The following is a 21,527-nucleotide window of genomic DNA, read 5'->3' as shown; positions in this document are numbered from 1 at the left end:
AACTCCATGAGCACACTTCGGCAGGTACGCCTGCGTACCGGCAAGCGGCGGGGCAGCAATGAAAGCGTGTGGGCCGCGCTGCCCTGGATCGGTCCGGTCCTGCTGCTGATCTTCGGCATTGTTATTTTCCCCGCCGGCTACATGATCTACAGCTCCACCCGGCGTATCAGCCAGGCCGGCACCAATGTGGAGGGTGTGGGAGCGGCGAACTTCCTCACCGTCTTCGAGGACCCCAACCTGCCGCGGATCCTGCTTAACACAGTGGTCTGGGTGGTGGTGGTGGTCACCTTGACCGTGGCCATTTCACTGGCCCTGGCGAACTTCCTGAACAAGCCGTTTCCAGGACGCACCTTTGTGCGGATGGCAGTGGTGGTCCCGTGGGCGGCCAGCGTGGTCATGACTACCACCGTGTTCTACTACGGCCTGGACCGCGACTACGGCATCATTAACAAGTTCCTGGTGGACGTGGGGCTGATGGATGCCTCCTACGGGTTCACCAAGAACACGGCCACGGCGCTCGCCGCCGCCATTGTGGTGGGTGTGTTTGTATCCATCCCCTTTACTACCTACACGCTGCTGGCCGGCCTGCAGGCCGTGCCGGGGGACGCGCTGGAAGCGGCCAAGATGGACGGTGCCGGACCGGTGCGCACCTACTTCAGCGTGGTGCTTCCCCAGTTGCGCGGCGCCCTGGCGGTGGCGGTGCTGATCAACATCATCAACGTGTTCAACAACCTGCCCATCCTGAGGATCATGACCGGGTCCATTCCGGGCTACAGCGCCGACACCCTGATGACGTACATCTTCAAGGTCCTGCAGTTCGACCGGCGCCTGGATGTGGCCAGTGCGCTCAGCGTCGTTAATTTCGCCGTCGTGCTGGTGATAGTGGCCGCCTACGTGAAGATCGTTCGACCCATGAAGGAGGCCTGACATGGCCGTCACTGCCCCTGCGCCCCCGGCAGGTTCCGTGCCCGCTGCGGAACCCCGGAAGCGGCGCTACGGCGCCGACAATGTCAGTGCCCGGCGGATGTGGGCGCGCACGGTCATCGGTGCGCTGATTGCCCTGGTTTTCCTCACCCCGTACCTCATCATGCTGGTGGGGTCGCTGAAAACCAGGTCGGAAATCCTTTCGGTTCCCCCCGAGTACCTGCCCGGGGACGGGCTGCAGTTCGGCAACTACCAGTCCATGTGGTCCACCCCGGAAACCCCGCTGACCTACAACCTGCTGTCCACCATCATCATTGCGGTCCTAGCCACGCTGCTGGTGCTGCTGGTGGCCACCCCGGCCGCGTATTACACCGCGAGGTTCCGGTTCCCGGGCCGGCTGGTCTTCCTGTTCCTGGTGATTGTGACCCAGATGCTCCAGCCGGCGGTCCTCACGGCCGGACTGTTCCGGCAGATGCTGTGGCTGGACCTGAACGACACATGGGTGGCCATGATCCTGATTAACGCGGCCTTCAACCTCTCCTTCGCGCTATGGATCATGCACAGCTTCTTTGCCGCCATTCCGCAGGAGATTGACGAAGCGGCACAGATCGACGGCGCCGGACGGCTCAAAGTGCTGATGCGGATCAACCTGCCGCTGGTCTGGCCGGGGATTGTGACAGCGGTGATTTTCACTTTTGTGGCGTCCTGGAACGAGTTCGCGGCGAGCCTCGTGATTATGTCCACGGCGGAGAACCAGCCCCTGTCCGTGGCGCTGACTAAGTTCATCGGCCAATACGCCACCAGCTGGCAGTACGTTTTCGGCGTGTCAATCGTCGCCATTGTGCCGGTGATTATTCTCTTTGCCGTCATCGAAAAGCGCCTCATCGGCGGACTTACCGCGGGTGCCGTGAAGTAAGCAATCCATAGGAGCGGACATGATGAAACTCGCTGCGGGCGTCCTGCTCGCCTCAGTCGTTGCGCTTTCGGCCTGTTCCGGTCCGGCCGGCGCCACTGCTTCGGCCACGGCCTCCCCGGGTATGTCCTCTCCGGGGGCCGACGCCGGCGGGGAGGGGGAGTCGCTCGAGTCACTGTTCAGCGCGGTCCGCAACAACGCCCCCACAGGCGAGCGCATCGACGCCCTGGAGGCCATCGCGATGCACTACTACTGGTACGGCGGCGACCTATTGCAGGCCGAAGAGGAAATCTTCCAAGGCATCACCCTGCACGGGGATTACGACGTGGTGGCGCAGGCATTTGCGCAGGCGGTGGAAATGGACCCGTGGGACGTGGACCTGAGGTATTCACTGGCCTCGGCACAGGTGCTGCAGAAGAAGCTTCCGGAGGCCATGGACACCTACGCCGGCATCCTCGCCCTGGATCCGAAAAACTTCAATGCCCGGCTTATGCACACCGTGTATTCAAAGGTGACCGGTGACACCGCGGCCTACACAGCCGGGATGGAAGAACTGCGGCGGCTGGACCCTGAACGTGCCGCGGAGTTTGAGGCGCGGATCCAGACGGTCGACGACGTAGCCGCCGTTCCCTTTAACACAAAGGTCCCGGACGGACTGCCCGCTGAGCACCACGCCTTCGTTGTCCTCGGCTATGCACTTTCGGACACGGGTGAAATGGAAGAAACACTGATTGAACGGCTCAAAGTAGCGAAGGCGGCAGCGGACAAGTATCCCGATTCCCTGCTGATCGTGACTGGCGGCGTTCCCAAGGGCGGCATCACGGAGTCGGATGCGATGGCCCGCTGGCTGACGGAGAACGGCGTGGCGGAGGACCGGATCATCAAGGAGGGCCTGGCAACGGACACGGTGGAGAACGCACTCTTCTCGCTTGAACGGGCGCAGGACGCCGGCGTGGAAAGCATGACGCTCATCAGCAGCGCCAGCCACATGCGGCGTGCCCTGGTGGTCTTCGGGGAGACCGAGAAACTGCTGGCCCATCTGTCCGGCAGCAAGCCGCGCGACATCGGCAACGCCGTCTACCTCGACTACCCCACCGCCGAAGAGGCGTCTGTTATGGGCCCGGACGAAGAAATGGTCATTATGCGGGACCTGATGCGTTCCTCGGGAATCTGGGCCTTCCCCGGGCTGCAGCGCTAGCCGGTTCGCGTGAACGCAGGCAGGGGACCTTAAAACAGAAAGTGCCCCCGGCCGGAATCGAACCGACGACCTGCCCTTTAGGAGAGGGCCGCTCTATCCTACTGAGCTACGGAGGCGGACCGCCGGGCTTCCCGGCGGGCGATATCAGCTTACCCGTTTCTCCCGCGGCCCGTTTGCAGCGTTTCCGGTGCGGCGCCGTCGGGCCCGGCTGCCTGGCTGCCGTCGGGCGCCAGCCGGGCCAGGTACCGCGAATAGCTCTCGCGGATGGACTGCATAAAGCCGAGTATGGTGCGCAGCTCCTGGTCCGTGTAGCGGGACATCACTTCGTCATTCATGGCACCCAGCGGGCCGAAGTATGCTCCGGCCAGCTCCATGGCCAGCGGTTCAAAGTGCAGGGTGACTTTCCGCCGGTCCGAGTGGGTGCGGTTGCGGTGGATGTGGCCGATGCGTTCAAGCCGGTCGATCACCGCGGTGGTGGCACCCGAGGACGTGCCCAGCCGGGCGCTCAGCTGCCCGGCGGTCAGTGCCTCGTGGCGGATTTCCGCCTCCATGATGAGCACCAGGGCCCGCATGTCCGTGGCGTTGAGTCCGTGGGTGTGCGCAAAGGCATCCGCCACACGCTGTCCGTCCACGCTCATACCGCGGATTGCGTCGACGATGTCGCGCCTCAGTTCCTGATCTTCCACAAGATCCATACTAACTTGGAATTGAAGTATCTCGATATCTGAGATACTTTCGAATGGAGATACTTACGTCACGGGAGAAGCACATGTACGCAGGGATAGTGAAGAACGCCAAGACGGCGTGGGTCACTCTGCTGATCGGGGTGGCCGTCATCATTGGCCTTTTTGCCCTGCCAGTCGAGGAAAACGACACCACGGGGGTGGGCGGCCTGGACGACAAGTACCAGTCCACCCAGGTTGCGGAACTGCTTGAGGAATTCCCGGACGCACAGGAATCCTCCGCCATCGTGGTCATCTCCCGGGAAGACGGCGGTCCGCTGACCGACGCCGATACTGCAGCCATTGCCGGGATCAATGCCGCGGCCACCGAAGCCGGGGCCTCCGGCCCGCCGCCGCAGGTTCCGCCTGTGGTTTCGGAAAACAAGCTGGTGGCGATCGTGCCGCTGACACTGCAGGCAGCGGCCGACGACGGCGACGCCGTCTCCGCGGAAGTGGAGGCCCTGCGCAGCGCCGTTTCCGATGCAGCCCCTGAGGGGGTCAAAGCGGAGCTGACCGGCGGAGCCGCATTCAGTGCGGACCTGGCCGGAGTGTTCTCCGGGGCAAACTTCGTGCTGCTGACCGTCACCGCCGGCGTCGTTGCCGTGCTGCTGCTGATCACCTACCGTTCTCCGTGGCTGTGGATTGTGCCGCTGGCCATTGTGGGTGCCATTGAACAGCTCGCCGCCAAGGTGGTGGACCTGCTGGCCCCGGCCACCGGTATTACCGTGGACCCGTCCGCGGTCGGCATCACCAGCGTGCTGGTCTTCGGTGCCGCCACGAACTACGCGCTGCTGCTGATTGCCCGCTACCGGGAGGAACTGCGCGCCCACAGCTCGGTGTACGAAGCCATGGCCAAGGCCCTGACCCGCACCCGCGGGGCGATCATTGCCTCCGGCGGCACCGTGATCCTGGCGCTGCTGACCCTGCTGTTCACTGACACCGCCAGCTACCGGGGCCTGGGTTTCTCCGCCGCCATCGGCATTGTGCTGGCAATCTTCAGCGCCCTGTTCCTCCTGCCGGTGGCGCTGGTGCTGCTGGGCCGCAAACTGTTCTGGCCGTTTGTGCCCAAGGTGGGGGACCCGGCCAAGGAAGGCAAGTTCTGGGGCCGGCTGGGTGAGGCCACCGCGCGCCGCCCCAAGACCATTGCCGGCATCGCCGTCGTCGTCCTGCTGGCCCTGGGCAGTGCCCTGTTCAGCCTGCAGATTGGCCTCAGCGAGAACGAACAGTTCCGCGAAAAGCCGCAGGCCGTCACAGCCGCCGAGACGCTCGCTGAAGGCTTCCCGGCAGGTTCCTCCTCGCCGGTCACCGTCCTGGTGGACACCGCCGCGGCCGACGACGCCGTTTCACAGCTGCAGGACGTCGAGGGCGTTACCGCGGCCACGGCGGGCACCGAGCATGACGGCAAGACCCGGATTGAACTGATCACCGGCTACGAGGCAGGCACCGACGAGGCGAACACCTTCATCACGGACCTGCGCGCGGACCTGGCCGGGGAGGACTACGGCGCTCTGGTGGGCGGTGAAGCCGCCGAACGCGTGGACCAGCTCGCCGCCAACCAGCACGACACCGTCCTGGTGGGAACCACCGTGATTGCCTTGGTCTTCCTGGTCCTCACCATCCTGCTGCGCTCCCTGGTAGCACCGGTGCTGCTGGTGGCCTCGGTGCTGCTGACCTTCCTGGCCGCCACCGGGCTGAGCTGGCTGGTCTTCGAGAATGTGCTGGACTTCCCGGCCATGGACGTGCAGACCCTGCTGTATTCCTTCCTGTTCCTGGTGGCGCTGGGTGTGGACTACAACATCTTCCTGACCACCCGGGCCCGTGAAAACGCGGTCACCATGGGAACAAAGCAGGGCATGCTGGCGGCGCTGCGCTCCACCGGCGGCGTCATCACCAGCGCCGGTATCCTGCTGGCCGCTGTGTTCGCCGTGCTGGGAGTGCTTCCGCTGGTGACCCTGACGCAGGTGGGCATCATCGTGGCCGTCGGTGTCCTGTTCGACACCCTGCTGGTGCGGACCGTGGTGGTACCGGCCCTAACCTTCATCCTTGGCGAGCGGTTCTGGTGGCCGTCCCACCCGTCGCGTGAAGACGGCAACCACGGACGCCGCAAGGCTGAGGGCCAGCAGGATCCAGCGGGAGACGGTCAGCGTGCACGCCAGGGCGGCGTCGCCTCCCGATAGTTCGGCTGCGCCAAGGGCATTGTCAATGGCGATGTTCTCCCACAGGTCCGCGACCACAAAGAGGATCGGCGCACTGAAGAGCACCCAGCGCAGCGTCCGGCGCTGGGTGTTCAGGCCGATTATCAGCAGCCAGGTCAGGCCGAAGATCAGCGGGAAAAGCACCCCGGCGGTCTTGTGCACATAGCTGAGCTGGCCCAGGGCATCGGCGTCCATGGCCGCACGCAGCGCGGACAGATGGTCTTCGCCGTATCCGAAGACCATCGAATCCGGCATGGCCAAGCCGTCGGCGAGCTGGGTCAGCTGGCCCAGGACCAGCAGATGCAGGTACCAGAAGAGGAAGAGCGTGGTCACCACGCCCGCAATGACCACCAGGCCGGGGCTGGACTTGCCCTGCGGTCCCGGGGTTCCCGGACCGGCAGGGGCTCCGGGGGTGCCGGGCCGCGGCAGGCCGGCCTGAGGTCCGTGTTTTGCGGCGCGCTGTGCTGCTGATTTTCCCATACGTACAGTATGGCCGCACTGCCGGTGAGGCCCGGCCTGCAGCGCCGCGGGGACCGGGCGCTGCGGGTTTGGGGGTCCTTCACCGTCGCCTTCCGTACAGCTGATGCGGCCTGCCTGGTGCCTTATGTACAGCTGATGCGGCCTGCCTGGTGCCTTATGTACAGCTGATGCGGCCTGCCTGGTGCCTTATGTACAGCTGATGCGGCCTGCCAGCCCTCCAAGCCGCATTAGCTGTACACCCGCGCCCCCGCACACCGCCCACCTGCACCCCGCCCAAATGCCCCCTCCTGACCTGCGCCTGTCCGGGGCGGAGACGGGCGGCTACGCTGGGAGGCATGAGTGAGAATGCCCTGCCCGAGGACTTCCAACTGGCCGCCGACCTGGTGCGCGAAGCCGGGCAGCTTGCCCTGCAGATGCGTGCCGAGGGGCTGACCGCCAGCCAGAAAACCTCGGTGTCCGACGTCGTCACCGCCGCGGACCGCGAGGCGGAGGCGCTGGTGGTGCGCCGGCTGCGGGAACTGCGTCCGGACGACGGCATCGTGGGGGAGGAGGGCGCCAGCCACAACGGCACCTCCGGCCGGTCCTGGGTCATCGACCCCGTGGACGGGACCTACAACTTTTTCACCGGGTCCACCTACTGGTGCTCGGCCATTGCACTGCGGTCCGAGCCGGGCCCGCACGAACTGCCGGGTGACCCCGACGTGCTGCTCGGCGCCATCTACCAGCCGCAGGAAGACCTGCTGTGGGTTGGCGGCAAGGGCCGCCCGGCCACCCTCAACGGCGAGCCGATCGGTGCGCCGGCCGACGAACCGCTGAACCGGCTATGCGCCGGCACCTACTTGCACCCCACCTGGCTGCAGCGCCCGGAAGTGGTGGGCCCGTGGACGGCAGCGGCGTCGCGCGCGGCAACCCTGAGGATGATGGGCTCGGGCTCCTGCGACCTGGGTCGGGTGGCTTCCGGCCAGCCCGGGGCCTGGTTCCAGCACAGCTGCCCGGAATGGGACTGGCTGCCCGGCAAAGCCATTGTGCTGGCTGCAGGCGGCAGCACCGCCGTCGTCGAAGTAAACGGGTTCCGCTGGCACATTGCCGGTTCCGCCGGCGCCGTGCGGGAGATCCACGAAGCCCTGACCTCCGCCTGACCGGCTGCCCGTGGTCCGGGCGTGGACCGGACCGCAGGCGGTGCTCACCGGATTGTCAGCCGCAGCGCCTAGACTTAAAGCCATCATGGACTACCTCTTTGATCCACTCTTTCCCGCACCCCGCAAAAACGCTCCGGAGCCTGCCGCGCAGGCACCGCAGGCCGAACACACCCGGCGGGGATCCTCCTATGCGGACGAAAGCCGTGCCGCGGACCTGCTGCAGGGCCTGAACCCGCAACAGGAAGAAGCGGTGAAACACGCCGGGTCGCCCCTGCTGATTGTGGCCGGTGCCGGATCGGGCAAAACCCGGGTCCTCAGCCACCGCATCGCCTATCTCCTGGCCACCGGCCGCTCGAACCCCGGCCAGATCCTGGCCATTACGTTCACCAACAAGGCCGCCGCGGAAATGCGCGAGCGGATCGAGAACCTGGTGGGCGGCGTCGCCAAGACCATGTGGATCTCCACCTTCCACTCCTCCTGCGTGCGGATCCTGCGCCGCGAGGCCAAAACGGTGGGGATGAACTCCAACTTCTCCATCTACGACTCGGCGGACTCGCTGCGCCTGATCACCTTGGTGGCCAAGGGCCTGGATCTGGACCCCAAGCGGTTCACCCCCAAGTCCATCATGAACAAGATCTCTGCGCTGAAGAACGAACTGGTGGACGAAGAGTCCTACGCCGAATCGGCGAATTACTCCGACCCGTTCGAATCCGCTGTGGCCGAGGTCTACAAGGGCTACGCGCAGCGGATGCGCCAGGCCAACGCCATGGACTTTGATGACCTGATTGCCCAGACGGTGTTTATGTTCCGGGCCTTCCCTGGCGTGGCCGAATACTACCGCCGGCGGTTCCGGCACATCCTGGTGGACGAGTACCAGGACACCAACCACGCCCAGTACGCGCTGGTCCGCGAACTGGTGGGCAGCGACGACGACGCCCTTGACGTTCCGCCGGCGGAACTGACCGTGGTGGGCGACTCCGACCAGTCCATCTACGCATTCCGCGGCGCCGACGTGCGGAACATCAACGATTTCGAGAAGGATTACCCCGCAGCACGGACCATCCTGCTGGAGCAGAACTACCGCTCCACCCAGACCATCCTCAATGCGGCCAACGCGGTGATTTCCCGCAACCCCAACCGGCCGGAGAAACGGCTCTGGACCGCTGAGGGCGACGGCGAGAAGATCATCGGCTACGTGGGCGAGAACGAACACGAGGAAGCCCGGTTCATTGCCGAGGAGATTGACCGGCTGCAGGACGAGGAAAACCTGCGCCCCGGCGACGTCGCGGTGTTCTACCGGACCAACGCGCAGTCCCGTTCCCTCGAAGACGTGCTGGTCCGCGTAGGGCTGCCCTACAAAGTGGTGGGTGGCACCCGGTTCTACGAACGCAAGGAAATCAAGGATGCGCTGGCCTACCTGCGCGTCCTGGTGAACTCCGACGACGTCGTGAACCTGCGCCGGATCCTCAACGAACCCAAGCGCGGCATCGGCGACCGCGCGGAATACTCCGTGGCGGCCCTGGCCGAACGGGAACGGATTTCCTTTATGGCCGCACTGCGCCGTGCCGCCGAGGCGCCGGGCCTGGCCACCCGGTCGCTGAACTCGATCAACGGCTTCGTGAAACTGATCGATGACCTCTCGGAGGTAGCCTCCGGCTCGGGTGCCGCCGCAGCCCTGGAAGCAGTACTGGAACAGACCGGCTACCTGGCCCAGCTGCGCTCCAGCAACGACCCGCAGGACGAGTCGCGGGTCGAGAACCTTGCCGAACTCGTGGCCGTGGTGCGCGAGTACGAGCGGGACAACCCCGAAGGGTCCCTGGGCGAGTTCCTGGAGCAGGTCTCTTTGGTGGCGGACGCCGATTCCATCCCCGACGCGCCGGAAGGCTCCGCGGAGGAAGTTGCGGCAGCCGTGGAGGAATCCCGCCGGCAGGGCGTGGTGACCCTGATGACCTTGCACACCGCCAAGGGCCTGGAATTCCCGGTGGTGTTCCTGACCGGTATGGAGCAGGGACTGTTCCCGCACCAGCGCTCGGCCACAGACCCGGCCGAACTGGCAGAGGAGCGGCGGCTGGCCTACGTGGGGCTGACCCGGGCGCGGCAGCGGCTGTACCTGACCAGGTCCGAGGTTCGCAGCATGTGGGGACAGAGCCAGTACAACCCGGCCAGCCAGTTCGTGAGCGAGGTCCCGGCGGACCTGATCGATTGGAAGCGCGAAGGAATGGAGCGGCCGGCCTGGGGCGGCGGCGGCGGAAGCATCACGTCCAGCCGCTACTCCGGGTCCTCCTGGGGCGCCGGTACACCGCTGGGAACCGGCGGCAGCACCGCCAATGCGCCGGTGGCCAAGGCCATGGGCCGCGTGCAGCCGCAAAAGGAAGTCATCTCCGTGGCAGCCGGGGACAAGGTCAACCACACGTCCTTCGGGCACGGCACCGTGCTGGCCGTGGAAGGTGCGGGGGACAAAACAGTGGCAAAGGTGAAGTTCGACATCGGGGAAAAGCGCCTGCTGCTGCGCTATGCGCCGCTGACGAAGGAGTCCTGAAACGCGCCGTTCTTCATAACGCAGACCGGCCGATTTCTACAAGCGATAGAAGTGTGTCCTTCATCACTAAAGAGGTAGTCTGTGATCGGCGCCAAGCGCCGAGGTACTAAAGTTCCCAATGGAGCAGACCGGCTGGATGCATCTGCTCTGCGATCGTCAGATCGAATGTAAACCTACTTCGACGTAGAAGGACACTAGCCCGTGGACCTGTTTGAATATCAGGCGCGCGATATGTTTGAGGCGCACGGTGTACCCGTGCTCGCCGGAATCGTGGCGCACACTCCTGAAGAAGCCAAAGCTGCTGCTGAGAAGATCGGCGGCGTTGTCGTCGTCAAGGCACAGGTCAAGGTTGGTGGCCGCGGCAAGGCCGGCGGCGTAAAGGTCGCGAAGACCGCCGATGAAGCTTTCGAGCACGCATCCAACATCCTGGGCATGGACATCAAGGGCCACACCGTTCACACGGTGATGATCGCCCAGGGTGCCGACATTGCCGAGGAATTCTACTTCTCGGTCCTGCTGGACCGCGCAAACCGCAACTACCTGGCCATGTGCTCGGTCGAAGGCGGCATGGAGATCGAGCAGCTGGCCGTGGAGCGTCCCGACGCCCTGGCCCGCGTGGCTGTTGATCCCGCCGTCGGCATCGACACCGCCAAGGCCGAAGAGATCGTCGACGCCGCCGGGTTCGCCCCCGAGCTGCGCGAAGGCGTGGTCAACGCCATCCTGAAGCTGTGGGACGTTTTCACCAAGGAAGACGCCACCCTCGTTGAGGTCAATCCGCTGGTGAAGACCGGCGACGGACAGATCCTCGCCCTCGACGGCAAGGTCTCCCTGGACGAGAACGCCGACTTCCGCCAGGCCGGCCACGCCGCCCTGGAAGACAAGGACGCCGCGGATCCCCTCGAGGCCAAGGCCAAGGCCAATGACCTGAACTACGTCAAGCTTGACGGCCAGGTGGGCATCATCGGCAACGGCGCCGGTCTGGTCATGTCCACGCTCGACGTCGTCGCCTACGCCGGTGAGAAGCACGGCAACGTGAAGCCGGCCAACTTCCTGGACATCGGCGGCGGAGCCTCGGCATCCGTCATGGCCGCCGGCCTGGACGTCATCCTGAATGACGAGCAGGTTCGGTCTGTATTCGTGAACGTCTTCGGCGGCATCACCGCCTGTGACGCCGTGGCCAACGGCATCGTCAAGGCCCTGGAAATCCTCGGCGACGAAGCCAACAAGCCGCTGGTTGTCCGTCTGGACGGCAACAACGTCGAAGAAGGCCGCCGCATCCTTGCCGAGGCCAACCACCCGCTGGTCACCCTGGCCACCACCATGGACGAAGGCGCCGACAAGGCTGCCGAGCTCGCTTACGCCGCTCGCTGACCAAGAGCCTGTCGAACCTTTAGAAAGAGAATCCCCTTATGTCTATCTTTTTGAACAAGGACTCCAAGGTCATCGTTCAGGGCATCACCGGCGGCGAAGGCACCAAGCACACCGCCCTGATGCTCAAGGCCGGTACCCAGGTTGTCGGCGGCGTTAACGCCCGCAAGGCCGGCACCACGGTTACCCACGGCGACGTGGAACTGCCCGTTTTCGGCACCGTGACTGAGGCCATGGACAAGACCAACGCAGACGTCTCCATCGTCTTCGTGCCGCCGGCCTTCACCAAGGACGCCGTCATGGAAGCGATCGACGCCGGCATCGGCCTCGTCGTCGTCATCACCGAAGGTGTTCCCGTGCAGGACTCCGCCGAGTTCTGGGCCCACGCCCAGTCCAAGGTGGATGCTGACGGCAACCAGGTCACGCGCATCATCGGCCCGAACTGCCCCGGCATCATCACGCCCGGCGAAGCTCTGGTTGGCATCACCCCCAACAACATCACCGGCAAGGGCCCGATCGGCTTGGTCTCCAAGTCCGGCACCCTGACCTACCAGATGATGTACGAACTGCGCGACCTTGGCTTCTCCACGGCCATTGGCATCGGCGGCGACCCGGTCATCGGCACCACTCACATCGACGCCCTGGCTGCGTTTGAAGCGGATCCCGAGACCAAGGCCATCGTAATGATCGGTGAGATCGGCGGCGACGCCGAGGAACGTGCCGCAGAGTTCATCAAGGCCAACGTCACGAAGCCGGTTGTCGGCTACGTGGCAGGTTTCACGGCTCCCGAAGGCAAGACCATGGGCCACGCAGGCGCCATTGTCTCCGGTTCCGCTGGAACCGCCCAGGCCAAGAAAGAGGCCCTCGAGGCTGCCGGCGTGAAGGTCGGCAAGACGCCGTCCGAGACCGCCACCCTGCTGCGCGAAGTTTTCGCAGCCCTCTAGTTCCACCGCGCATGCCCCCGTCCTGCGGATTTTTCCGCAGGACGGGGGTTTTTGTGCGTACTGATCCGGTAAGAAAGTTAGACATGTCCACCTCAGTATCAAACGGCTCCACCAAGCCCGCGAAAGCAACACCGCACCGGCGGGCGCTCCGGCGTGCGTCCTGGATTGTTACCCTTGGCGGATTCCTCTTCGGCTACGACACCGGCGTTATCAACGGTGCACTGCCGTACATGCAGGACGATCTCGGCCTGACCCCGGTCACCGAGGGCCTGATTACGTCCAGCCTGCTGTTCGGTGCAGCCTTCGGCGGAGCCATTTCCGGCAAGCTGACGGACCGGTTCGGCCGGCGCAGGGTCCTGATGGGTCTGGCCGCCGTCTTCCTGCTGGGCACGCTGGGCACCTCCTTGGCGCCCACCATTGCCGTAATGGTGGGCTCCCGCGTGGTTCTTGGCCTGGCGGTCGGCGGCGCCTCCGCGCTTGTACCCGTGTTCCTGGCCGAACTGGCGCCGGCGGAGCGCCGCGGCCAGATGGTTACCCGCGACCAGCTGATGATTGTCACCGGACAGCTGGTGGCCTTCATAGCCAATGCCGTGATCGGCAACCTCTGGGGCGAGGACCAGGGCGTGTGGCGGTGGATGCTCGTGGTGGCCACCCTGCCTGCCATCGCCCTGTGGATCGGCATCAGCTTTGTTCCGGAAAGCCCGCGCTGGCTGGCGTCCAAGGGCCGCTTCGCCGAGACCCTCGCGGCCCTTCGCCGGATCCGCAGCGAGGAAGACGCGCAGGCGGAACACGAAGAAGTACGCACCCTGGCCGAAAAGGACTCCGCGGAGACCGGGACGCTGCGCGATTTCGCCGAGCCCTGGTTGCTGCGGGTGCTCCTGATCGGCATGGGACTGTCCATTGTCCAGCAGATCACCGGCGTCAACGCCATCATGTACTACGGCACCCAGATCCTGGAGGACGCGGGGTTCGGCACCGAAGCCGCCCTGACCGCCAATATCGCCAACGGCGTGGTCTCCGTTGTGGCTGCCATCTTCGGTATCTGGCTGCTGGGCCGGGTCCGCCGCCGGCACATGCTGATGACCGGCCTCATCGGCACCGGTTCCTCGCTGCTGCTGATCGGCGTGGTGTCGCTCTTCGTTGCCGAAGGTGATGCCCGCGGATACATCATCCTGGCCCTGACGGTTCTGTTCCTGGGCTTCCAGCAGGGCGCGGTATCCCCGGTGACCTGGCTGATGCTCTCGGAAATCTTCCCGCTGAAGGTCCGTGGCCTCGGTATCGGCCTGTCCGTCTTTGTGCAGTGGATGACCAACTTCGCCGTCGGCTTCTCGTTCCCCATCCTGATGGACGCCATCGGTATCTCGAAGACCTTCTTTATCTTCGTGGTGCTGGGGCTGCTGGCCCTGGTGTTTGTCCGCCGCTTTGTTCCGGAAACCCGCGGACAGAGCCTGGAGCAGGTGGAAGCGCAGCTTCGCGCTGCCGGCACCAAGTAGCCCGACGCTGGAAACGGAAGGGACCCTGCACCACGGTGCAGGGTCCCTTCCGTTTCTGTTCCCGGTGCCCCCCTAGGGCACGGCCGGGTAGGCGGCAACGGTCGGCAAAGCCACCGAAGCGGTGAAGCTGGTCAGTGCCGTCGCCTTGGGCAGCGCATACACGGACGTGGCCGGGGTGATCTGCAGTACCAGCCGGCTGGCGGCAGTCACTGTGTAGGACACCTCTTCCAGCGGCACTGTCAGGGTATGTTCCGTGCCGTCCAGGATCAGCGGAACGGGTGTCACCTGGTTGCCCAGTACAAGTGATGCCCGGGATTTGTCGATGATTTGGGCGTAAACGTGGGTGTTGCCCCGCGGTGCGTAGCCGCGGTAGGTGAGGGTCAGCTGCGGGGCCCCGAAGACCGACGTCGGAACCGCCGGGGAAACGATCGGCACGTTCACTGCCACGGGCGCCACAGCGGCGGCGATCACGGCGCCGCTGATGGCTGCGGGGGAGAGCAGGATCGAGCCGCGCCCGGTACCTGTCAGGGATCCGGTGGCCTGCGGGTAGCCCGGCGCGGCGCGGGTGATGCCGTTCTGGTCGATGAACTCAAAGGCTGCCCCGGTGTTCACCGGTTCATTCCGGAGATACCTGGCAAACCAGTTCAAGACCGCCGGAGTGATCCGGTCCGGTCCCGCAGTGGAGTTGCACAGGCCATGCCCGCCGCAGAACTGCAGCATTTTGGTGGGGGTGCCGGTGCTGCTGATGAGTTCATAGTTGCGGGTGGCCTCATTGAGGGTGAACAGGGTGTCTGCGGTGCCCTGGATGATCAGCGTGGGTGCGGTGATCGAGGTGAACATTTCGTCCGGTGTCAGGGACGCAAAGTAGGCGATGGATTCCGGACTGAGCTGGTTCGGGTAGGTCAGGCCCTCCTGGCAGGCCTTCCGCACCGGAGCCGAGAGGGCGCCGTCGTTCCCCACCAGGGAGCCCAGCTGCCCCAGCGCGGTGCCCTCTCCGCAGAGCAGCGCACCCCAGCCGGTTTTGAAGGAGCCGGCCTTGTAGAGGCTGGTGGTCAGATCGTTCCAGGCGATGGTCGGGGTGATGGCATCCACCCGCTGGTCCTGGGCGGCGAGGACAAACTGGATGCCGCCGCCGTAGGAGGCGCCGGCCATGCCGAGTACCGGATCGCCGGGGGCATCCAGGCGGGCTTCGGGCTGGGTGGCGATGAAGTCCACGATGGCCGATGCGTCCCGGCCTTCGTAAGCGGGATTGTTTACATAGGCTTCGCCGCCGCTGAAGCCGAAACCGCGGGGGTCCCAGGTCACTACGTTGTAGCCGGCATCGCGCAGGGGAGCGATGCCGATGGAACCGATCAGGGTATTGGTGGTTGTGGTTGGGATGCGTCCGCCGGGGAGGCCGAACCCGGGTCCCACCATCACGGTAGGCGCCTGCTGTCCGGCAGCAAGACCCGTGGCCGGGAAGAAGTTGGTATGGATGGGGGTGCCGTCAAAGCTGGTGATGACGACGTCGGTGCGGATGGCGGGCGCCGCCGGTGCTGCGATGGCCGGCGCAGCCGCCAGGGATGTACCCAACAGTGCGGCGGACACCCCCAGAATAGCCAGGTGTTTCCTCATGATGACCTCATTGTCTTGGGGAAGGGCTGATAGTTACCGCGTGGTAACTTTCGCAGACTATGAAGAAGGGGAAACGGGCACAAGCCTTCGAGTGCGTATTGGACCCGATAGGGGGCAGTTTGGCGGACGAATCTTGTGCGCCGCTGACTGGCCGCCGCCGCTGGATAACAACACAGGGGCGGCGGCACGGGAAACCCCGCGCCGCCGCCCCTGATTGCAGAGGAGCTACTTTCGCTGCGGCTCGTCAGTGTTTACCGGCGCACCTGTTTCCGGGCCGTCGTCGTGCTCGCGGGTGTGCAGGTCGAAGGAGGAGCCGTGCTCTTCCACGCCGGCCTGGATGGCGCGGCCCACCACGGACACGGCGAGCCGGCGCCGCAGGGAGAGCGGATCCCGGGCCAGGTCCTTCGCCAGGGCGATGGTCATCAGCAGCATCACCACGGCGAACGGCAGGGCGGCGACAATGGTGATCCGCTGCAGACCATCCAGGGCTTCCGAGGGTTCATCACCGCCGGCCAGCAGCATCACCGCCGCCACGGCGCCGGTGAGGACGCCCCAGAAAACCACGACGCCGCGGGAGGGATGCTCCGCGCCGTTGGAGCTCAAGGAGGCCATCACAATCGAGGCGGAGTCCGCCCCGGTGACGAAGAAGATGGCCACCAGGATCATGGCCAGTACGCCCACGGCGCCGGCCACGAGGTTGGGCATGGGCAGGGCGGCGAAGAGGTCGAAGAGCGACCCATCGAAGGAAATGGTAGGTTCACCGTCCACCATGGTCACCAGCCCCGGCTCCCCGTTGGCTGCGGCCTTCTGCTGGGTGCCGATGGCGGCGCCGCCGAAGATCGAGAACCAGACCACGCTGACCACAAACGGCACCAGCAGCACGCCGGTCACGAACTGCCGGATGGTGCGTCCGCGGCTGATCCGGGCAATGAACATGCCCACGAAGGGCGTCCAGGACAGCCACCAGGCCCAGTAGAAGATGGTCCAGCTGGAGAGCCAGGCCCGCATGGATTCATCGCCGGCAACTTCAGTGCGGGAAGCCATCTGGGCGAGGTTGGTTGCGTAGTCGCCGATGGCGGCCGGGATGACATTGAGGATGAACAGTGTCGGACCGACCACGAAAATGACTGCCGCCAGCACCACTGCCAGGACCATGTTGATGTTGGACAGCCACTGGATGCCGCGGGAAATCCCGGACACGGCAGAGGCGACAAAGCAGCCGGTCAGGATGGCAACAATGGCTACGAGGATGGGCGTACCCACTGTGCCGAAGAAGCCGGACGACTCCATGCCGCTGCCGATCTGCAGGGCGCCGAGGCCCAGGGACGCAGCGGTGCCGAAGAGGGTGGCGAAAATGGCGAAGATGTTCAGGACCTTGCCCAGCGGGCCGTCCACCCGCTTGGCACCGAAGAGCGAGGTGAACGCGGAGGAGATCAGCTGCCTCCGGCCCAGCCGGTAGGTTCCGTAGGCCATGGCGATGCCGACGACGGCGTACATGGCCCACGGGTGCAGGCCCCAGTGGAACAGGGAGGTTCCCATCGCCGTCTGCAGTGCTTCTGCGGTCTGCGGATCGTCGGTACCCGGGGGAGGGGAGATGTAGTAGAACAGCGGTTCAGCGACGCCGTAGAACATCAGGCCGATGCCCATGCCGGCGGAGAACATCATCGAAATCCAGGACACGGTCTTGAACTGGGGTTCTTCGCCGTCCTTGCCCAGCGGGATCCGCCCGAAGCGTCCCACGGCAAGCCAGATCACGTACACCACAAGGAAGGAAGCCAGCAGGACAAAGAACCAGCCGGCGTTGGTGATCACCCAGTCCAAGGCGGTCTGGGATACCGAGGCCAGGTTGTCGGTGCCGAAGAAGCCCCAAGCGATGAAGGCCAGGGCCAGCACTGCTGTGACGGCAAAAAGCACCTTGTCCAGCTTGGCCGGGATCTCGCGGCTCAACGCCTTCTCCTGCTGGCGCTGCCCCTCAATCATCAGCTGGACGAGTTCATGCTCCTGCTCCACCACGGGGATGGAGGAGGTAGTGGATTCCTCAACGGTAATGGAGAGCCGGGCGGGTTCAGCGGGATCGCCGTCGTTCCTTCCAGCGTCGCGTATGGGACCTTCAGTGGTAGCCATAGGCCTTTCCTTATGTCAGCGCAAAGGGCCCGGGCCCTGATGGCGGGCACGGGTAAGCAGAATGGCAACCACTCCCGGCGGAGGGCGCAATCAGTGCGCCTGCTTCCCGCCGGTATCCCCAAAGCAACGCGGTCCCGACTCTGCGTTCCTTTACATAATTCGCGAGTGTGTCCCTTCCAGATTTGCGGTATGCAACGTCCCAAGTCAAATTCGCGCAGGAGTCGGGACCATGGCAGCTGCTGTCAGGTGGTGCGGACCAGCATGTTGGGATCCTCCGAGCATGGCCCCTCATAGGACAGGCTGCTGAGGTGGTTGCCGGCTTGGTAAACCAAAGAGTTCCCCTCGGCATCCTCGAGCGTGACGACGATGTAGGAGCCGGACCCGATGTCGGACGGGACGTCCTCGCTGTAGCGGTTCACCTCTTCGAATCCCTGGTCTTCGAAGTGGGACACGTACTTGGATATTGCTGCCTCCGGATCCTCAACGGCCGGTCCCATGATCATGCCGACGTAGTGGTAGGACACCGGGTCCGATCCTGGACAAGCACGCCCGAAATACCCGGCTGTGCCCTTCTCCCAGGGCGCCCGGTCCGGACCGGAGAATGTCCAATCGCCGCCGTGGACCTTCGTGGTCTCGTCGTTGAGGTCGAGCATCCGTTGGAGGAGCTCCGAAGCCGGCTTGGAAGTGTCCATGGCGCCGTCGTTGCCGGATTTGTCTGATTGATACATAGGGTCCTCGGATTCGATGGAGCTGGTGCAGCCGGACAGAACAAGGGAGAGAGCCACAGCGACAGTGGTGGCAACCGGGGTTAGTCGGGGGAAGGTCATAGGTACTCGGCCATCTCTTCGGGGTCATGGAGCGGTGGGATGATCTGTTGGTCCCGTTCCAGGACACTATCGCCCCGCCCTGTTGTAGCGCGCGCCACCGAATCGAGGCTGTGGGTACCATCATTGAGGTATCCGTGCCCCTTCTGCGTGCCGATTGGATTCAGGTTTGTGGCGCCACCACCGATCACGGAGTGTCCACGCGTCGCTACGAGATCCCGTGCCGGATCGCCCAATGAACTAAACTCGTGTGCCCCGAAACCTTCCTCTAGAGGATTGATGCGGTAGCCTCCGTATGCCCCGCCGGGTGCCACCACGTCCTGCGGTGCGTTGGTGGCAAACAATGCCGGAGTACCGTCTGACGCCGGTTTGATATGCAGGTCCGCTGCGTTGTCAACAACCGCCTGGTCCAGCCCTGCTGAACCGAAGAAGGTCACGGAATCCACGTCAAAATCCGTTTGGGTCAAGCCGTAGGCTGATGTGGTTGTTCCATAGGAATGTGCGGCCACGGCCACGTAGGGATCGCGGCCGCCGCTAGCGGCGTGGAACCCGTTCAACGCAGCGGCGAACTTCTCCCCGCCGGCTCTGGCGTGAGCGGTATCGAGGACCTCCAGATGTTCCACCGAGAGTTGCGGAGGGGTCTCGTAACCGATCCACGCGACCACCGCGTGGTTGCGCTCACCCAACATGCTCTGTGCGTCATAGATGTTCTGGGACGCATCGGTCCAGTTTTCACCCGGTTTCCATTCGGTTCCCATGCCCGGGACGTTCCACGTGACGTTGTCCGCAGTGTCCAGGTTGCCGATGGCTACCGCAGCAAGGGGCGGAGCGCCCAGATCCAGGGAAATGATGCCTCGGGGCGCTGCACCATGGGTCGATTCACTTCCCAATTGGATAGCCAGGAGGGCATCCCTGCGCTGGCCATCAGGGGTCTGGTCCAGTTCTGCCTGCAGGGCCACGGCATTGGCGGCGGTCCGGTCGGAATAGGGGATTCCCTCGAGGTTGCCTACCATGAGCGGAAATTGTTTGGCCAAGGACTGCCGCTGTTCCGCCGTCAACCGGCTCCAGGCCTCCTTATTGCTTCGCGGATCCAGCCCCGGGTGCGGTCCGGAAAACAATTCCGGGTTGCTCTGCTTGAACTGCGCAGCTTGGGAAGGAGTCAGCAACGCCAACGCGGCCAGGAGTTGGCGCATGGCGTCCGGTCCGTCGTCGCCATTCAGGACCTTATTCAGCGCACGGGTGGCGTCGGACGCAGCGTATTCGTTTTCATTCGCTGCGGCGGCCGGGAGGACGTCGCTGGTGCGCCGGCGCAGTGCCCGCAGCGCCGTCCGGCACGTTTCTTCCGCGGCCTGCAGGTCCGCTGCCAGCGCATCTGCCTGGCGCTGCAGAAGGGCGCTCACCAGTGCGTCAGATTTTTCATCCACGAAGTCGGCAATGAAGTCGGGCACAAAGCCTGGAGTCAAATTCTCCCTTGCTCTATCCGCAACCTTGGCGGCTCCCACCTCAGCATCCAAGATTGCGCGCTTAGCCTTGATGGTCCGTACCGCGTCGGCAAATTCCTCAAGTGCGTTACGCGCGGACGCCGCAACCCGCCCGATTGCCTCGCCGTGGTCACTTGGCTTGTCCATCGCGCTGAAGACAACCTGCTGTTCCGGCGCGCGGTAGTAGTCCGTGATCGTGCGCCACTTGTCCTGCGCATCGTTCAGCGTTTGCGCCATCTGGTCCGTTTGCTCCGCTATGCCGGCAGCCGCCGTGCTGAGTGCTTCAGGATCCGGAAGATTCTCCGTACCGCTCAGGTCAACTGCAATCAAACTCATGTTAGGCCCCACCTTCCGCGGGATGTCTGGACGGGAGCTGTTGGGGCCGCGTCCGCTTGGGAGCTTGCTTGGAATAACTGAACCGGCTCCGGTGCCGCGCTGGGCTCTCCGCCTCCGGTTTCGGGGATGGGGATTCCAGCGGACGGGTGGTCAGCGGGGTCGATAATGAAGCCCGGATCGATGCCCGGCCATGTAGTCCCGGGGCCGGGGGTTGCAGGGCCGGGGTGGCCCGGAACGGCTGGTGTTGTTCCCTGGTCCACACCGCCCGGGATTGACTCTGGCAGGGGCAGCGGCAGGGGAAGGGTAACGTGCCCGTGCCCGGGGTCCATCCCCGGAAATGAAGGATCGGGAATGTGCAGGATGGGGCCCGGGTGCCCGGGTGTCACCACTCCCGGAGCAGTGCCGACGACCTCCGGAAGCGCAGCGGGCAGGTGGGCGGGCAGTGTTTCCGCGACGGGGATGTGCGCGGCGGGCAGGTGGGCGGGCAGTGTTTCCGCGACGGGGATGTGCGCGGCGGGCAGGTGGGCGGGCAGTGTTTCCGCGACGGGGATGTGCGCGGCTGGCAGGTGGGCGGGCAGTGTTACCGCGACGGGGATGTGCGCGGCTGGCAGGTGGGCGGGCAGTGTTTCCGCGACGGGGATGTGCGCGGCTGGCAGGTGGGCGGGCAGTGTTTCCGCGACGGGGATGGGAATAGGAGCCGGACCAGGCACGGGAGCAGGAGACGGAGGCTCGGGCGCCTGGGCCACGGGAACGGGGACGGTCGCCTCTGGAGCCTGAACAACCGGCACGGGAACGGGGACGGTCGCCTCAGGCGCCGGCGCGGGTGACGGGGGTTCCCATGTCACGCCTGCTGTTGAACCCGGGGGATCCAGCGGGACAACACTGCCAGCCGCCAGCTGTGCGTTAGCCAGCATTTCCTCGTCACCAATGACATAGGCGCGAATCGCCCGCCGGGTGGCGAAGACAGCATTGTCAGAGCGCGTCAAAACGGTCTCAATATCCTTTAGCAGGGTTTCTCCGGCGAAATTGGAAAAGGCGGAAAGGACCGGGCTGCTGCCTAATGCAACTTCGACGTCGTCTATGAAACCCTGGATACGGCTGTGGACACCCTGGCTCGCCGTCAGAATCGTCTCGGTGTCGGTGACGATCCTGCCTACTATTGCGGCATCTATGTCGTACTCGCTCATGCTCTCCCCCTTGAACCGGTTTCCTGCTGCCCCTGGAAATGCGGAC

The 21,527-nt window shown here is 64.8% G+C and carries 15 protein-coding genes, 1 tRNA gene and 1 pseudogene; 9 read left to right on the top strand and 8 right to left on the bottom strand.

Annotation, left to right across the window (positions count from 1 at the left end; genetic code table 11):
• Nucleotides 1-6 precede the first annotated feature (6 nt).
• The 3 genes from LOC57_RS12285 to LOC57_RS12275 are packed head-to-tail and all read left to right on the top strand — an operon-like array spanning nt 7 to nt 3,035.
• On the top strand, nt 7-927 hold the full coding sequence (locus LOC57_RS12285; protein WP_227926705.1) for a carbohydrate ABC transporter permease: 921 nt from the start codon (nt 7-9) through the stop codon (nt 925-927).
• A 1-nt stretch (nt 928) separates the two neighbouring features.
• On the top strand, nt 929-1,840 hold the full coding sequence (locus LOC57_RS12280; protein ID WP_227913496.1) for a carbohydrate ABC transporter permease: 912 nt from the start codon (nt 929-931) through the stop codon (nt 1,838-1,840).
• Between the two features lie 19 nt (nt 1,841-1,859).
• Nucleotides 1,860-3,035 (top strand): ElyC/SanA/YdcF family protein, encoded by a 1,176-nt coding sequence (locus LOC57_RS12275; protein ID WP_229960031.1) that lies wholly within the window; start codon nt 1,860-1,862, stop codon nt 3,033-3,035.
• Between the two features lie 42 nt (nt 3,036-3,077).
• On the opposite strand, the gene LOC57_RS12270 is transcribed toward LOC57_RS12275, so the two are convergent.
• Nucleotides 3,078-3,151, bottom strand: a tRNA-Arg gene (locus LOC57_RS12270).
• Between the two features lie 33 nt (nt 3,152-3,184).
• Nucleotides 3,185-3,721 carry a MarR family winged helix-turn-helix transcriptional regulator gene (locus LOC57_RS12265; RefSeq protein ID WP_227913494.1) on the bottom strand — a complete coding sequence of 179 codons (537 nt, stop codon included), beginning with the start codon at nt 3,719-3,721 and terminating at the stop codon, nt 3,185-3,187.
• Between the two features lie 53 nt (nt 3,722-3,774).
• Between LOC57_RS12265 and LOC57_RS12260 the strand changes: the two are divergent.
• Nucleotides 3,775-5,766: pseudogene (locus LOC57_RS12260) on the top strand (MMPL family transporter); the annotation flags it as partial.
• A gap of 21 nt (nt 5,767-5,787) precedes the next feature.
• On the opposite strand, the gene LOC57_RS12255 reads toward LOC57_RS12260, so the two are convergent.
• Nucleotides 5,788-6,432 (bottom strand): hypothetical protein, encoded by a 645-nt coding sequence (locus tag LOC57_RS12255; RefSeq protein ID WP_229960029.1) that lies wholly within the window; start codon nt 6,430-6,432, stop codon nt 5,788-5,790.
• A 335-nt stretch (nt 6,433-6,767) separates the two neighbouring features.
• Between LOC57_RS12255 and LOC57_RS12250 the strand changes: the two genes are divergently transcribed.
• The 5 genes from LOC57_RS12250 to LOC57_RS12230 all read left to right on the top strand — a co-directional run bounded on the left by LOC57_RS12250 (nt 6,768) and on the right by LOC57_RS12230 (nt 13,915).
• On the top strand, nt 6,768-7,571 hold the full coding sequence (locus LOC57_RS12250) for an inositol monophosphatase family protein (RefSeq protein WP_227913492.1): 804 nt from the start codon (nt 6,768-6,770) through the stop codon (nt 7,569-7,571).
• Between the two features lie 85 nt (nt 7,572-7,656).
• Nucleotides 7,657-10,110: a DNA helicase PcrA gene (gene pcrA, locus LOC57_RS12245; RefSeq protein WP_227913491.1), complete on the top strand. Its 2,454-nt coding sequence runs from the start codon at nt 7,657-7,659 to the stop codon at nt 10,108-10,110.
• A gap of 201 nt (nt 10,111-10,311) precedes the next feature.
• Entirely contained in the window at nt 10,312-11,481 is a 1,170-nt protein-coding gene (sucC, locus tag LOC57_RS12240) for an ADP-forming succinate--CoA ligase subunit beta (protein WP_227913490.1), read from the top strand.
• Between the two features lie 38 nt (nt 11,482-11,519).
• A complete protein-coding gene (gene sucD, locus LOC57_RS12235; protein WP_227913489.1) occupies nt 11,520-12,422 on the top strand; it encodes a succinate--CoA ligase subunit alpha in 903 nt (300 codons plus the stop codon).
• Between the two features lie 83 nt (nt 12,423-12,505).
• On the top strand, nt 12,506-13,915 hold the full coding sequence (locus LOC57_RS12230; RefSeq protein ID WP_229960027.1) for a sugar porter family MFS transporter: 1,410 nt from the start codon (nt 12,506-12,508) through the stop codon (nt 13,913-13,915).
• Nucleotides 13,916-13,987: 72 nt separating this feature from the next.
• Here the strand turns inward: LOC57_RS12230 and LOC57_RS12225 are convergent, their stop codons facing one another.
• From LOC57_RS12225 to LOC57_RS16605, 5 genes are all read right to left on the bottom strand, one after another.
• Nucleotides 13,988-15,529 carry an alpha/beta hydrolase family protein gene (locus LOC57_RS12225; protein ID WP_229960024.1) on the bottom strand — a complete coding sequence of 514 codons (1,542 nt, stop codon included), beginning with the start codon at nt 15,527-15,529 and terminating at the stop codon, nt 13,988-13,990.
• 225 nt (nt 15,530-15,754) lie between these two features.
• Nucleotides 15,755-17,653 carry a BCCT family transporter gene (locus LOC57_RS12220; protein WP_442860176.1) on the bottom strand — a complete coding sequence of 633 codons (1,899 nt, stop codon included), beginning with the start codon at nt 17,651-17,653 and terminating at the stop codon, nt 15,755-15,757.
• A gap of 242 nt (nt 17,654-17,895) precedes the next feature.
• Nucleotides 17,896-18,381 (bottom strand): hypothetical protein, encoded by a 486-nt coding sequence (locus tag LOC57_RS12215; protein ID WP_229960023.1) that lies wholly within the window; start codon nt 18,379-18,381, stop codon nt 17,896-17,898.
• Between the two features lie 95 nt (nt 18,382-18,476).
• Complete coding sequence (locus LOC57_RS12210; protein WP_229960020.1) at nt 18,477-20,294, bottom strand: alpha/beta hydrolase; 1,818 nt, start codon at nt 20,292-20,294, stop codon at nt 18,477-18,479.
• Entirely contained in the window at nt 20,291-21,481 is a 1,191-nt protein-coding gene (locus LOC57_RS16605) for a DUF6507 family protein (protein ID WP_442860722.1), read from the bottom strand. Before LOC57_RS16605 ends, LOC57_RS12210 begins: the two co-directional genes overlap by 4 nt.
• Nucleotides 21,482-21,527: the final 46 nt, after the last annotated feature.

It is taken from the genome of Arthrobacter sp. zg-Y750, from assembly GCF_020907365.1.
Lineage (GTDB): Bacteria > Actinomycetota > Actinomycetes > Actinomycetales > Micrococcaceae > Arthrobacter_B.
This window is presented reverse-complemented; position numbering and strand designations above follow the sequence as displayed.

Coding starts and splice junctions, on each gene's coding strand:
- pcrA (WP_227913491.1), top strand. CDS start 7,657: ATGGACTACCTCTTTGATCCACTCTTTCCCGCACCCCGCAAAAACGCT.
- LOC57_RS12250 (WP_227913492.1), top strand. CDS start 6,768: ATGAGTGAGAATGCCCTGCCCGAGGACTTCCAACTGGCCGCCGACCTG.
- LOC57_RS12255 (WP_229960029.1), bottom strand. CDS start 6,432: ATGGGAAAATCAGCAGCACAGCGCGCCGCAAAACACGGACCTCAGGCC.
- LOC57_RS16605 (WP_442860722.1), bottom strand. CDS start 21,481: ATGAGCGAGTACGACATAGATGCCGCAATAGTAGGCAGGATCGTCACC.
- LOC57_RS12280 (WP_227913496.1), top strand. CDS start 929: ATGGCCGTCACTGCCCCTGCGCCCCCGGCAGGTTCCGTGCCCGCTGCG.
- sucD (WP_227913489.1), top strand. CDS start 11,520: ATGTCTATCTTTTTGAACAAGGACTCCAAGGTCATCGTTCAGGGCATC.
- LOC57_RS12275 (WP_229960031.1), top strand. CDS start 1,860: ATGATGAAACTCGCTGCGGGCGTCCTGCTCGCCTCAGTCGTTGCGCTT.
- LOC57_RS12210 (WP_229960020.1), bottom strand. CDS start 20,294: ATGAGTTTGATTGCAGTTGACCTGAGCGGTACGGAGAATCTTCCGGAT.
- LOC57_RS12230 (WP_229960027.1), top strand. CDS start 12,506: ATGTCCACCTCAGTATCAAACGGCTCCACCAAGCCCGCGAAAGCAACA.
- LOC57_RS12285 (WP_227926705.1), top strand. CDS start 7: ATGAGCACACTTCGGCAGGTACGCCTGCGTACCGGCAAGCGGCGGGGC.
- LOC57_RS12225 (WP_229960024.1), bottom strand. CDS start 15,529: ATGAGGAAACACCTGGCTATTCTGGGGGTGTCCGCCGCACTGTTGGGT.
- LOC57_RS12220 (WP_442860176.1), bottom strand. CDS start 17,653: ATGGCTACCACTGAAGGTCCCATACGCGACGCTGGAAGGAACGACGGC.
- LOC57_RS12215 (WP_229960023.1), bottom strand. CDS start 18,381: ATGTATCAATCAGACAAATCCGGCAACGACGGCGCCATGGACACTTCC.